Annotated in this window: 14 protein-coding genes; 7 read left to right on the forward strand and 7 right to left on the reverse strand. The window is 62.4% G+C overall.

Going from position 1 to position 12,344, the window contains the following annotated elements; all coding sequences use genetic code 11:
• Positions 1–6 precede the first annotated feature (6 nt).
• From FHT79_RS10185 to FHT79_RS10195, 3 genes are all read right to left on the reverse strand, one after another.
• A complete protein-coding gene (locus FHT79_RS10185) occupies positions 7–366 on the reverse strand; it encodes a VOC family protein (protein ID WP_004669769.1) in 360 nt (119 codons plus the stop codon).
• Positions 367–765 (reverse strand): polyketide cyclase, encoded by a 399-nt coding sequence (locus tag FHT79_RS10190; protein ID WP_097594287.1) that lies wholly within the window; start codon positions 763–765, stop codon positions 367–369.
• Between the two features lie 70 nt (positions 766–835).
• Positions 836–1,627: a helix-turn-helix domain-containing protein gene (locus FHT79_RS10195; RefSeq protein ID WP_183903338.1), complete on the reverse strand. Its 792-nt coding sequence runs from the start codon at positions 1,625–1,627 to the stop codon at positions 836–838.
• Between the two features lie 209 nt (positions 1,628–1,836).
• On the opposite strand from FHT79_RS10195, the gene gndA reads away from it, so the two are divergent.
• The 5 genes from gndA (at position 1,837) to FHT79_RS10220 (ending at position 5,991) form a co-directional block, all read left to right on the forward strand.
• Complete coding sequence (gene gndA / locus FHT79_RS10200) at positions 1,837–3,288, forward strand: NADP-dependent phosphogluconate dehydrogenase (protein WP_183903339.1); 1,452 nt, start codon at positions 1,837–1,839, stop codon at positions 3,286–3,288.
• 153 nt (positions 3,289–3,441) lie between these two features.
• Positions 3,442–4,200, forward strand: a complete 759-nt coding sequence (locus tag FHT79_RS10205) for a carbon-nitrogen hydrolase family protein (protein WP_168333183.1) — start codon at positions 3,442–3,444, stop codon at positions 4,198–4,200.
• A gap of 12 nt (positions 4,201–4,212) precedes the next feature.
• Positions 4,213–4,707: an N-acetyltransferase gene (locus FHT79_RS10210; RefSeq protein WP_168333184.1), complete on the forward strand. Its 495-nt coding sequence runs from the start codon at positions 4,213–4,215 to the stop codon at positions 4,705–4,707.
• Between the two features lie 56 nt (positions 4,708–4,763).
• Entirely contained in the window at positions 4,764–5,273 is a 510-nt protein-coding gene (locus FHT79_RS10215; RefSeq protein WP_047610252.1) for a GNAT family N-acetyltransferase, read from the forward strand.
• A gap of 100 nt (positions 5,274–5,373) precedes the next feature.
• A complete protein-coding gene (locus FHT79_RS10220) occupies positions 5,374–5,991 on the forward strand; it encodes a class I SAM-dependent methyltransferase (protein ID WP_168333185.1) in 618 nt (205 codons plus the stop codon).
• Positions 5,992–6,034: 43 nt separating this feature from the next.
• Here FHT79_RS10220 and FHT79_RS10225 read toward each other — a convergent pair whose 3' ends face one another.
• Genes FHT79_RS10225 through FHT79_RS10235 form a run of 3 tightly spaced genes read right to left on the reverse strand, consistent with a single transcriptional unit; the run spans position 6,035 to position 8,321 of the window.
• A complete protein-coding gene (locus tag FHT79_RS10225; protein ID WP_168333186.1) occupies positions 6,035–6,568 on the reverse strand; it encodes an AAA family ATPase in 534 nt (177 codons plus the stop codon).
• A gap of 28 nt (positions 6,569–6,596) precedes the next feature.
• Positions 6,597–7,673, reverse strand: a complete 1,077-nt coding sequence (locus FHT79_RS10230; RefSeq protein ID WP_047610249.1) for a D-alanine--D-alanine ligase family protein — start codon at positions 7,671–7,673, stop codon at positions 6,597–6,599.
• Positions 7,674–7,706: 33 nt separating this feature from the next.
• Positions 7,707–8,321, reverse strand: coding sequence for a C39 family peptidase (locus tag FHT79_RS10235; protein WP_183903542.1), 615 nt, complete (start codon positions 8,319–8,321; stop codon positions 7,707–7,709).
• 176 nt (positions 8,322–8,497) lie between these two features.
• Here FHT79_RS10235 and FHT79_RS10240 point away from each other — a divergent pair, with 176 nt between their 5' ends.
• Positions 8,498–9,388 (forward strand): LysR family transcriptional regulator, encoded by an 891-nt coding sequence (locus tag FHT79_RS10240; RefSeq protein ID WP_183903340.1) that lies wholly within the window; start codon positions 8,498–8,500, stop codon positions 9,386–9,388.
• A gap of 98 nt (positions 9,389–9,486) precedes the next feature.
• Here the strand turns inward: FHT79_RS10240 and FHT79_RS10245 are convergent, their stop codons facing one another.
• Positions 9,487–10,530, reverse strand: coding sequence for a LacI family transcriptional regulator (locus FHT79_RS10245; RefSeq protein WP_097594293.1), 1,044 nt, complete (start codon positions 10,528–10,530; stop codon positions 9,487–9,489).
• A gap of 453 nt (positions 10,531–10,983) precedes the next feature.
• Here FHT79_RS10245 and FHT79_RS10250 point away from each other — a divergent pair, with 453 nt between their 5' ends.
• Complete coding sequence (locus tag FHT79_RS10250) at positions 10,984–12,219, forward strand: ABC transporter substrate-binding protein (RefSeq protein WP_047610243.1); 1,236 nt, start codon at positions 10,984–10,986, stop codon at positions 12,217–12,219.
• Positions 12,220–12,344: the final 125 nt, after the last annotated feature.

A 12,344-nucleotide genomic window follows, 5' to 3' on the forward strand; every position in this document is an offset into this window, starting at 1 on the left:
TTACCGTCAGGCAGTCGCCCAGACGGCGAGTTCGTAACCGTCGCGGTCGAGGAAGTGGAAGCGGCGGCCGCCGGGAAAATCGGTGATCGGGCGGCAGATCGTGCCGCCGGCCCTTTCCACTGAGGTCAGCACTTCTTCCAAGTCATTGGCATAGACGACAACAAGCGGGCCGCCCGGCCGCACGGGGCCGAAATCGGTGAAGCCGCCCTTCAGCCGGCCATCGTCGAACTCGCAGTAGTTCGGGCCGTAATCGGTGAAACGCCAGCCGAAGGCCGAGCCGTAAAAGGCTTTGGCGGCGGCGATGTCGGCGACGTTGAATTCGACATAATCGATGCGGCGGTCGTGGTTCTCTGACTTATCGGCCATCTATCTCTCCATCAGGGCTTTCAGCATGGCGAGATCCTTCTCGACATGGGCGGCATCGGCGGAAAACTGCGCGTCGGTCATGCCGGGCAGGCGCAGCACCGTGAACATGACCTCGCAGCCATCGCCGTTCGGCACGATGCGCAGGGCATTATAAACCCTGAGGCCGGATTCAATCGTCACCGTATGGTCGATCACGCCGAATTCATTGGCAGGTACGAAGCTCACCTTGACGGTGCCGAGAGGACCGTGGGCGATCCAGTCGGCGCCGTCGGGCTCGAAGCCGGTCGCAAGGCCGGAGGCCCAGAGCGGCATGTTCTCCGGCTTACCGGCAAAGTCGTAGACGTCGCGCCAGTCGCGCTCGATCGACTGGTGAATGATTTTCGCTGGCATTGTCGACATGGCTTGCAGGTCCTTGGCATTTGGTTTCGGCAGAATAACAAACCGGCCGGCAGCGTCTTGAACAAAACGGTCAGTCAGCTCTTTTGCGCATGCTGAGCTGGTCGACAATGACGGCGGGCGTCAGAGTCGAGAGCTCGCCGACCTCGCGCGTCATGTGGGGCTGGTCGGCAAAGCCCGCTTCGAGCGCCAGGCGGGCAAGCGGGATCGTGCCCGACCTGCGGCAGAGGTCGAGGAAACGCTGGAACCGGCGGATCCGTTTCAGCGTTTTTGCGCCGTAGCCGAAATGATGGTGGCAACGGCGGCGCAGCTGCCTTTCGCTCATGCCGAGCCGGTCGAGCAGGCCGGATACCGGGCGAGCACCGTCGGCGGTGGCGAAGATCACGCCGGCGTCCCGGGCGGGCTCCTCCTCACGGCGTGCGGCTTCTTCGAGCAGGCGGCTGAAGAGTGCCATAGCGGCCGAGGGATTGGGACAATCCCCAAGCCGCGCCTCGAATTCGGCCGTGTCCTCCCGGCCAATGTCACTCAGGGGTACCGAGCAGCCGACCAGGGCCGAGAGCGGTGTCCTCAGCCAGGGTGCCGCGGCGCCCGGTGCAAAACGTGCGCCGATGACGGTTGCGCCCGGCCGGATGATGGGAAAGGCTGCCGTCCTGTCGGGGCCGGCGACGATCAGCCGGCCGTCGATCCAGAGAAGGTCGCAATAGCCGTCCGGCACGATTGCCACCATTGCCGGCGGTCCGTCATGCAGCGCATGCGACCAGAGGCGGCTGAGATGACGCCGCAGCGCCGGCGGCGAGGCATGTTCGCGGTAGCGGCCGGCGCGGGCCGCCAGGAGAGCCGTATCTTTTCGTCTTCCCGATGCCAATGCGATATCTCCCGAGGCAATGATGATAACATGAGATAGGGCATTACGGGCAGGCCGCGCGAAAACTCGTCGCTTGCCGATCGGCCGGCCGCCGTCTGGGTTGTCGGACAAGTCAGCAGTGCAAGCTTCATTTCATTGGCTTTTGCGAACCGATTAGACCCTTGCGAGACTTGCCGTTTGGTTGAGACAGTGCCACAACACCGGTCCAAATGACACATCGGAGGTTTGTCGTGGAAAAGGCAGAAATCGGACTGATCGGCCTTGCGGTCATGGGCTCCAACCTGGCGCTCAACATCGCGGAGAAAGGCAATAAAATCGCGGTCTTCAACCGCACGCCGGAGAAAACCGACGAATTCTACGAGAGCGCCGGCGATCTGAAGAAGCAGATCATTCCCTGCAAGACCATCGAAGAATTCGTCGAGGCGATCCGGCCGCCGCGCCCGATCATCATCATGATCAAGGCGGGTGATGCCGTCGACCAGCAGATGGAAGCGCTGCGCCCGCATCTTTCCAAGGGCGACATCATGATCGATGCCGGCAACGCCAATTTCCGCGACACCGTCGCCCGCTTCGACCGCCTCAAGGATACCGATCTCACCTTCATCGGCATGGGTGTATCAGGCGGTGAAGAAGGTGCGCGTCACGGCCCGTCGATCATGGTCGGCGGCACCGAGGAATCCTGGAAGCGTGTCGAGAAGGTGCTGACCTCGATCGCCGCCCGCTACAATGACGAGCCCTGCGTCGCCTGGCTCGGCAATGACGGTGCGGGCCATTTCGTCAAGACCATCCATAACGGCATCGAATATGCCGACATGCAGATGATCGCCGAAATCTACGGCATCCTGCGCGACGGCCTCGGCAAGAGCGCCTCCGATATTTCCGGCATCTTCGGCGAATGGAACAAGGGCCGGCTGAACTCCTACCTGATCGAGATCTCCGAAAAGGTGCTTGCCGCCAACGACCCCGTCTCCGGCGGGCCGATGGTCGACATGATCCTCGACAAGGCCGGCCAGAAGGGCACCGGCAAGTGGTCGGCGATCGAGGCGCAGAACATGGGCATTCCGGCAACGGCGATCGAAGCCGCGGTCGCCGCCCGCAGTCTCTCCTCGATGAAATCGCAGCGCGAAGCCGCCGAAAAGATCTTCGGCACGCAGGCCGTATCCTTCCCGATCGCCTACGGCCCCGAGCTCAACAAGGATCTGGAACTGGCGCTGTTTGCCGCCAAGATCGGCGCCTATGCGCAGGGCTTCGCGGTGATGGCGGAAGCCTCGCGCGAGTTCAACTGGTCGCTGCCGATGCCGACGATCGCCCGTATTTGGCGCGCCGGCTGCATCATCCGCTCGCAGTTCCTCGACGAGATCACCTCGGCCTTCACCAAGGCGCCTGATGCCGCCAACCTCATCGTAACGCCCGCCTTCTCGGACATGGTCAAGGAATCGATCCCGGCGCTTCGCCGCGTCGTTGCGGCTGCGATTTCCGCCGGCCTGCCGGTGCCGGCGCTAACCTCGGCGCTCACCTATTTCGATGCTTACCGCCAGGGCAGGGGAACGGCGAACCTCATCCAGGCCCAGCGCGACTTCTTCGGCGCCCACGGCTTCGACCGCCTCGACGGCAAGGATTTCCACCACGGCCCCTGGGGCAGCGGTGCGTCGACCTTCTAAGGTCTGCCGAGAAGAGTTCGAGGAAAAGCCCGGCCGTCGCGCCGGGCTTTTTTGTGGTTGCCGCCCCGTGCTATCACCGGCAATCCGCTGTCTTGGCGCACCCGCACAAGCCTGACCGGGTAGGCCGCAAGACGTCCAAACGCGGAGATCAAGGTGAAGAGCATTCGGATAGCTGCCGCGCAGACGCCGGAATTTCGGGAGAATCTCGAGGCGGCACTGGATTATGCCTGCGGGGTCGCCGCTCGTGCCGAGGCTGAGGGTGTTGCCCTGCTGGTCTTTCCCGAAGGTTTTTTGCAGGGCTACCTGACCGATGAGGCATCGGCGCGGCGGGTTGCCCTCGATCTCGCGTCGCCCGAGTTTGCAGCGGTCCTGGATCGGCTGCCGAAGTCGGGACCGGTGCTAGTCACAGGGCTGATCGAGATCGATGACGAGCGATTGTTCAACACTGCCGTCGTCGTCGAGCGCGGCGTTCTCCTCGGCCGCTACCGGAAAACCCATTTGCTGCAGGGCGAACGGGCTTTCGAGGCTGGAAAGGACAGTCCACTCTTTGTGATCGGAGACCTGCGCTTCGGGATAAACATCTGCTGCGACACCAATTTTCCGGAAGCAGCCGGAACGATCGCCGCGTCCGGCGCATCCCTGATCCTATGCCTCTCCAACAACATGATGCCAAGGGACACGGCGGAAATATTCAAGGAGCGGCACAACGCGGTTCGCGGTGAAAGATGCCGTGAAACCGGCCTGTGGCTGATCTCGTCCGACGTGACGGGCGAGCGCGACGGGCGCATCGCCTGGGGGCCGACGGCGGTGCTGAACCCGGAAGGGCAGGTCGTAGCGCAGCTGCCGCTGGAGGAGCCCGGCTTGCTGGTCTTCGACTTTCCTTGCATAGAACCTTTGAGCTATCGCGATTGAGGATTGATAGAGATGCTTATCCGAGACGAAACGCCGGAGGATATCGACGCGATCCATGATCTGACCTGGACCGCATTCAAGCCGATGCCTTACAGCGATGGGACGGAAGCGGAGATTGTCCGAAGACTTCGCGAAAGCGGCGATCTAACGATATCGCTGGTCGCTGAAGAGGACGGTGATATCCTGGGGCATGTCGCATTTTCGCCGGTGACGATCGACGGCGCGCATGATGGCTGGTTCGGGTTGGGACCGATATCGGTCAAGCCGGAGAGACAGCGGCAGGGTATCGGCAAGGCGCTGATTACCAAGGGGCTCGAACTGCTGAACGCGATGGGTGCCAGCGGATGCGCGTTGATCGGCAATCCCGACATCTATGGCCGTGTCGGTTTCAGCAGCGATGGGCAACTGAAATATCTCGACCTCGATACGCGGCTCGTGCAGCGAATTGTTTTTCGCGGATCCCCGCCAGGCGGTACGTTGCAATTCGCCCCGGCATTTGAAGGCTAGAATAGTCCGTTCAACGGCCAAAACTCCAAAGCCAATCTGACAGAGAAGGCGACGACATGTCCGAAACGGGCGCGCTGACCATTCGAACCGAGCGTCTTAGGCTCCGCATGCCCGAGATCGACGATTTCGCCGCCTATGCGCAGCTGATGGCGTCGCCGCGATCGGTTGGAATGGGCGGGCCGTTCGGTCTGCGGGCGGCCTGGGGGATGTTCTGTCACGACGTCGCCCTGTGGCAGCTTTTCGGGCATGGAGCGCTGATGATCGAGCTTGGCGAAACCGGCGAATGCATCGGTCAGGTGGGGATCAATCACGGACCGCTCTTTCCCGAGAAGGAACTCGGCTGGTTCGTCTATGAGGAATATGAGGGCAAGGGCTATGCCACCGAAGCAGCCTCGGCGCTGCGCGACTGGGCCTTTGCGGCACTCAAGCTACTGTCGCTCGTCAGTTATATCGCTCCCGGCAATGCTGCTTCCGCTGCCGTTGCGGAGCGGCTGGGCGCGCGCCTCGATCTCACAGCACCCCGAGATGACCCTAAGGATCTGGTCTATCGTCACTTGGCGCCCTGAACGGAGAACATTGAGGCGCACTGCGACTGGTTGCCGACGTCTCAGTCCCTACATGTCGATCAGTTAGGATGTCGGGCTCCGCAAGAGATGGGGATATCGGATGACAAGCGCGAAACGGGAACACTGGGACGAGGTCTACCGCACGAAATCTGCCGACAGTGTCAGCTGGTATCAGTCGACGCCCGGGCCTTCCTTGCAGGCGCTTGACGAGCTGCAACTGCCGGTCACGGCCTCGCTGATCGATGTGGGCGGCGGCGCATCAAATCTTGTCGACCGTCTTATTGAGCGCGGCTGGTCTGATCTCACCATTCTCGACATCGCCGCCCCGGCGCTCGAGGTCGCCAAGGTGCGGCTGCAGGATAAAGCCGCCCGGATCGCCTGGGTGGTTGCCGACGTCACGGCATGGCAACCCGACCGCCATTACGATGTGTGGCATGACCGCGCCGTCTTTCACTTCCTGAGCGAGCCCGAGCAGCGGCTGGCCTATCGACGCGCGCTCGAAACCGGCACGGCGCCGGACAGTATCGTGATCATCGCGACCTTTGCGCCGGATGGGCCCGAACGATGCAGCGGCCTGCCGGTCCAGCGTTACGACGCGGAAGCGCTTGCGACCGAATTCTCGTCCGTGTTTGCGCTTCAGCGCGAGTGGCGCGAGGAGCACGCAACACCCGCTGGTGGCCGGCAGTCGTTCCAGTGGTGCGTCTTTCGCAGGCGCTGAGGGCTCTCCGAGATGGCGGCCGAGAGACACCCGACGACCTCTTCTATTGCTGCGAGAGGCAGTCAAGGATGAAATCCGCTCGGTGGGCGACCGCGATTTTCGGCAGTATGACGACCGCATAGCCGAGTGCTGGATAGATCGCGGCAAGCCGGTCACATTCGGCGACGGCCTCATGGAAGCCGTGGCGCCGCTCGGGGTCGGTCGTGTAAATTTCCGGCCATGGCGGCGTCAGAAAAACCGTCTCGTGATAGCGGTGTACGGCACTCAATTTTTCCAGGACCGGGTCTCCGGTCAGATGCTCAAGCGCTGCCGCCGCATCGATCAGCCCACGGTCGAAAAACGTCCAGCCGGTCTGCTCCCGCGCCGCCGTGTGGTCGGCGATCGCCATTGCGATGGCGCGGTGGGCGAAGGCCACCATGTCGACCCATGGCAGGGCCGCACCGCCGCCTTCTAGCTCCTGCTTCACGATCCGCCGGCCGGGCTCTTCGACGACGGCATGGCCGCGAGCGGCAAGTTCCGCAAGCAGCGTCGATTTTCCGCCGCCGGAACAGCCCGAAATCAGGACCGACCTGTTCAAGCTCAAGCTCCAGTATCAGATTGCTGTATCAGGCGGCCCGGCCGGCGCGCGCCAGTCCATGATCCACCAGCCGGTCGATGATCTCGGCGTAGCCGACGCCGCTTGCCGCCATCGCCTTGGAATACATGCTGATATCGGTGAAGCCGGGGATGGTGTTGATTTCATTGACGAGGAACCGCATGTCATCAATCAGGAAGAAGTCGACGCGGGCCATGCCGTCGCAGCCGACGGCCCGGAAGGCGCGGGCAGCCACGTCGCGCATGGCCGCCTCGACCTCTTGCGGCAGCTCGGCCGGGACTTTCAGCGCCGCGCCCTTCTCGTCGATATATTTGGCATCATAACTGTAAAAGCCGTGGCTTTCCGCCGGCACGATCTCTCCCGGCCGTGAGACGAAGAGTTCTCCTGCCGTATCCTCGAGCACGCTGAATTCGATCTCGCGGCCGCGCACGAATTCTTCGGCAAGCAGCGTACGATCATGACGGAAGCCTTCGGCAAGGGCGGGCGCGAATTCCTGGCTGGCATGGACCTTGGCGACGCCGACCGACGATCCTTGCCGCGCCGGCTTGATGAAGAGCGGCAGGCCGAGCTCGCCTTCGAGGGCTGCCAGCGACGGTGCAGCGCCCTCATGGATCGTCACCGCGCGCGCCACCGGCAGGCCCGCGGCCCTCAGCAGACGTTTGGCGATGTCCTTGTCGAGCGCCGCGGCGGAGCCGAGGATGCCGCAGCCGACAAGCGGAACGCGGGCCACCTCCGCTACGCCCTGGACTGAGCCGTCTTCGCCATGCGGGCCGTGCAGCACCGGAAACAGGATATCGATCCTTGCCAACTCATGCGGCGCGCCATGGGCCGGCATTGCCAGCATCCGGCCCCGTCCGCCCGGCACGAGGCAGATTTCCGTTCCTGACGAAGGTGTCGCCAGCGTGTCGCCCTCAAAACTGCTCAGCAGCCATTGTCCATCGCGGGTGATGAAGATCGGCACGGCGTCGTATTTCTCGGGCTTGAGCGCCCCCATGACATTGGTTGCCGACAGCACGGAAACCTCATGCTCGGCCGAGCGGCCGCCGAAGAGCACGGCAATGCGCAGCCTGTTTGGGGAAGGGGTCATCAAACCTCCGAAACGATCTGGTGTTGAAAAGGGTCAGGCACTGACCGAGATGCCACGATTGGCGAAGAAGTGGTCGAAGATGGGGAGCGGCAAGGTGACATCGGCCTGGCTTGCCGCGTCGTGGCCGGACGGGTTGTGGAATCGGATCGTCTCCTCGCTGGCTGCCGTCACCAGCACCAGATGCCCGCCCTTCGACGGTGGCTCGCGTTCCGGCCAGCGGATGCCCGAGTTCACCGATGCGATGAAAAAGCGCCGCTTCGACAGAAGCTCCGGAAGGGCCGATGTCTCGACGCCGGTCACCGTCTCCGCGCCAAGCCCGAAGTGTTCGGCGACGAATCGAACGAAGGGCGCGTAGATCAGCCCCTTGATCGAGGCATCGATCTCGTCGACGACATAACCGCCGTGGCGAGTGCAGGCGCGAGCAAGCTCGAGGGTCGGGTGGATCTCGCCGCGCGCGGCAAGAATCATCTTCAGGCAGGCCATGCCGCAGACATTGACTGCCCAGCGCGCATATTCCTCGATCGTCGCGGCCCCCGATTGATGCCAGAGCGGGTCGCCGAGCAGGGCCTGTGGTCCCTCGGCAAGCACCGGCAGCGTCATGCCGGGTGTTTCCCATTGGCTGAAATAGGGCACGCCACTCTGCTGCATCCGGTCGATATTCCCCGTGGTTCGTCTCATGGGATGGCTGGCAATCTTGGCTTTTTCGAGCCGATGCCCGCTTCCGAATCCGAGGGTAGGATGCGTTTTTCGTCAGGTCTACTTAATTAAAATAAGCATATAGGTTAGAAAATATGGCTGGTTGATACGATTGAAGGGAGCCGGATTTGGATTTTTTCCGATTGCGCACGCTTCGCGAGCTCTCACGCCGTGAGACGATGGCCGCGGTTGCCGATGCGCTCGGCATTTCGTCCTCGGCCGTTTCCCAGCAGATCGCCCAGTTGGAGGATGAAGTCGGCATTGCGCTGGTCGAGCGGCGTGGGCGAGGGGTGACGCTGACACCGGCCGGCCGGCGGCTGGTTGTGCATGCCGACCGGATATTCGCCGTTGTCGAGGAGGCCAAGACCGATATTGCCGAGCTGCAGAATATCGTCGCGGGCGATCTCAGGATCGCCGCTCAACCCTCGGCGGCGTCCTCCTTCATCCCGGCTGCGATGCGCCAACTGGCAAACGATCACCCGCATCTTGGCATGGTCATGACGACGATGGGACCTGCCGATGGGGTTGCAGCACTCAGATCCTGGCAGGCCGATATCGTCGTTGCCGACGACATATCCTTCGATCCCCATGCCTTGCAAGGCCCGTTCGATACGCTGTTCCTGTGCCGCGATCAGCTCTTCGTGCTGCTGCCCGCCGGCCACAGGCTGGAGAGCGAGCCCGTCATCGAACTCGGACAGTTGAGGGATGACCATTGGGCGCTCGACGTCGCTTCCAGCGCCTATTCCATGGCCATCCGCCAGGCCTGCCGCGATATCGGTTTCGAGCCTGTTATCAACGGCTTCAGCGACAGCTTCGAAGTGGTCTTCGCGCTTGTCGAGGCCGGCTGTTCGATTTCGGTGATGCCTGGACTGGCGCTTCGGGATTTCACCGAAGGCCTAACCGTCAAGCCGCTGACGCCAGCCGTCTACCGCAACATCTATGCGATCACGCGGCACGGCGAGGGGCGCAATCCGAAGATTGCAGCGGTGCTCGATGCGTTGGTGACGGCCGTCGCGTGACGCCGCGTCGCGGGGTGTCTTTCGAAGCGCCGGCCTTTGGCTTGCGCGTACAAGGATGCCGAGTGTCGGAGGATGCCGCGCTCCATCCGCTGCCCCACCTACCTCCCGCTCTCCGGCCAGGTCGGCTGACTGATGCTCTGCAGCAGCTCCGGTTCGACGCCGTCGATGCGGGCGATGACGGCTTTGGCCATTTCGCGGCCGGCTTGGCGCACGTCTTCCTGGGCAGTGATGATCTCGGGGCGGATCCAGTTGAGGATCGGCACCGATTGCTTGGAGACCATATCGAGGTCGCGGCCGAGCGCCTTGCCGGCGGCTTCGATGCCGGCATTGACGGCGATGGCTGCACTGCCGGCCGAACAGACGATGCCGTCCGGCGCATTGGCCGAGCGCATCATCACTTCGACGACGTCGCGGATGTCGGCGAGCGGGGCGTCGGTGTTGATGCGCAGCGGCACTTCCTCGGCGCCGTAATCGTGCAGGCCGGTCTGGAAGCCGATACGGATATGGGCGTAGTAGGTGAGCTTGCTCGGCGGCTGCAGCAGGGCGATGCGGCGCCGGCCGCGCTTGACGAGCTTTTCCACCGCCTGATGGGCGAAGGCCTCGTTGTCGAAATCGTGGAAAGGGTGCGCGAGACCCGCATCGGTGCGCCCATGCGTGGCAAAGGGCATGCCGCGTTCGCTTAGCAGCCTGACGCGCGGATCATCCGGTTCGATGCGCGAGATGATGACCCCGTCGGCCGAGCCGGTATCGAGGATATAACGCACCGGCAGCATCGGGTCCTTGCTGTGGGAATGCGGCGTGATGACGATATGATAGGGCGTGCCGGACAATACCTCGGAGATGCCGAAGACCATCTGGCTCGAGAAGCCCATGATCTCCTCGTCGATGCTGAGGACGAGGGCGATGACATTGGTCTTGCCGGTGCGTAGGCGCACACCCGCCCTGTTCGGCTGGTAACCCAGCTGGCGGGCGACCATGCGCACCCGCTCCTTGGTTTCCGCCCCAATGTCAGGCGCATCTTTCAGCGCGCGCGACACGGTGGTCACGCCAAGGCCGGTCATGAAGGCGATCGTCTTCAGCGTCGGGCGCTCACGCGCTGCGGGCGTCGATGCTGTTTGGCCGAAATTTCCCTTGTTTTCCATCCCTTAGGCCTGCCTCGCGCGAATTGGTGTCGCTTATAAAGGCTTTTTCCAGCGCCGTAAGCCCGCCGCCTGCCAAAATCGCACCTCCCCAAGGAATGCAATCTGTAACGATACAGTAGAAATGTCGAGTGCTTTTTCTTGTGTGCGCAGCAGCATTATAGCCACAGGTTGAATCGACGGTTTGTGGCTTGTTTTTCTGCAGTTGCGAAGGATGTAATGCGAGAGGTGAGAATGTGTGGTAAAATTTAGTGTTTTTTATCAATGGTATAAATCAACGACGCATATGCGAGAAAGCTTTGCTACAGATCGATCCATGGAATGCATCGGTTCGGTGGGAAACAGGCAGAAGTAGCAATTTGGATGTTCGCGGAAAAATTTGCAGGCGGGCAGTTGCGTGAGGAAATCGATTGATCTAAGTTTTTCCGGCAACGTTTCAGTGAGGGAGGAGAACTCATGAAAATCCGTATTATGGCAAGCCTGCTTGCCGCTTCGGTCGCGCTTCCGTACGGCGCCGCCAACGCCACCGATCTCGAAGTCACGCATTGGTGGACTTCGGGTGGTGAATCCGCTGCCGTCGCCGAACTGGCCAAGGCATTCGACGCCACCGGCAACCACTGGGTCGACGGCGCTATCGCCGGTTCCGGCGGCACGGCCCGTCCGATCATGATCAGCCGCATCACCGGCGGCGACCCGATGGGCGCCACCCAGTTCAACCATGGCCGCCAGGCCGAGGAACTCGTTCAGGCCGGTCTGATGCGCGATCTGACCGACGTGGCGACCGCCGAGCACTGGAAGGACATCGTTCGTCCGTCGAGCCTGCTCGATTCCTGCACCATCGACGGCAAGATCTACTGCGCTCCGGTCAACATCCACTCCTGGCAGTGGCTGTGGCTTTCGAATGCCGCCTTCAAGAAGGCCGGCGTCGAAGTTCCGAAGAACTGGGACGAGTTCGTTGCCGCCGCTCCGGCGCTCGAAAAGGCCGGCATCATTCCGCTCGCCGTCGGCGGTCAGCCGTGGCAGGCAACCGGCGCTTTCGACGTGCTGATGGTTGCGGTCGCGGGTAAGGATACCTTCAACAAGGTCTTCAAGGACAAGGATGCGGAAGTTGCCGCCGGTCCTGAAATCGCCAAGGTGTTCAAGGCAGCCGACGATGCACGGCGCATGGCCAAAGGCAGCAACGTCCAGGACTGGAACCAGGCGACCAACCTCGTCATCACCGGCAAGGCCGGGGGCCAGATCATGGGTGACTGGGCGCAGGGTGAATTCGCGCTTGCCGGTCAGAAGGCCGGTACCGACTATACCTGCCTGCCGGGCCTCGGCGTGAACGAGATCATCTCGACCGGTGGCGACGCCTTCTACTTCCCGCTGCTGAAGGATGAGGAAAAGTCCAAGGCTCAGGCTGTGCTTGCCAAGACCCTGCTCGATCCCAAGACCCAGGTTGCCTTCAACCTGAAGAAGGGCTCGCTGCCGGTTCGTGGCGACGTCGATCTCGCCGCCGCCAACGACTGCATGAAGAAGGGTCTCGACATTCTGGCCAAGGGCAACGTGATCCAAGGCACCGACCAGCTGCTTTCGGCAGACAGCCAGAAGCAGAAGGAAGATCTCTTCTCCGAATTCTTCGCCAACCCATCGATGACGCCGGAAGACGCTCAGAAGCGTTTCGCCGGGATCATCGCTTCTGCTGACTGATCAGCAGATTCGCTGCCTTGCGATCCGGCTCTTGGTGAGCCGGATCGTTCCGGGCGATCGGTGATGGTCCGGTCCGCAGCGAGGTTTCTCCGGTATCTTCAGCAGGTTTCGGAGGTGGGGACGAC

The organism is Rhizobium sp. BK212 (assembly GCF_014197475.1).
GTDB classification, from domain to species: domain Bacteria; phylum Pseudomonadota; class Alphaproteobacteria; order Rhizobiales; family Rhizobiaceae; genus Rhizobium; species Rhizobium anhuiense.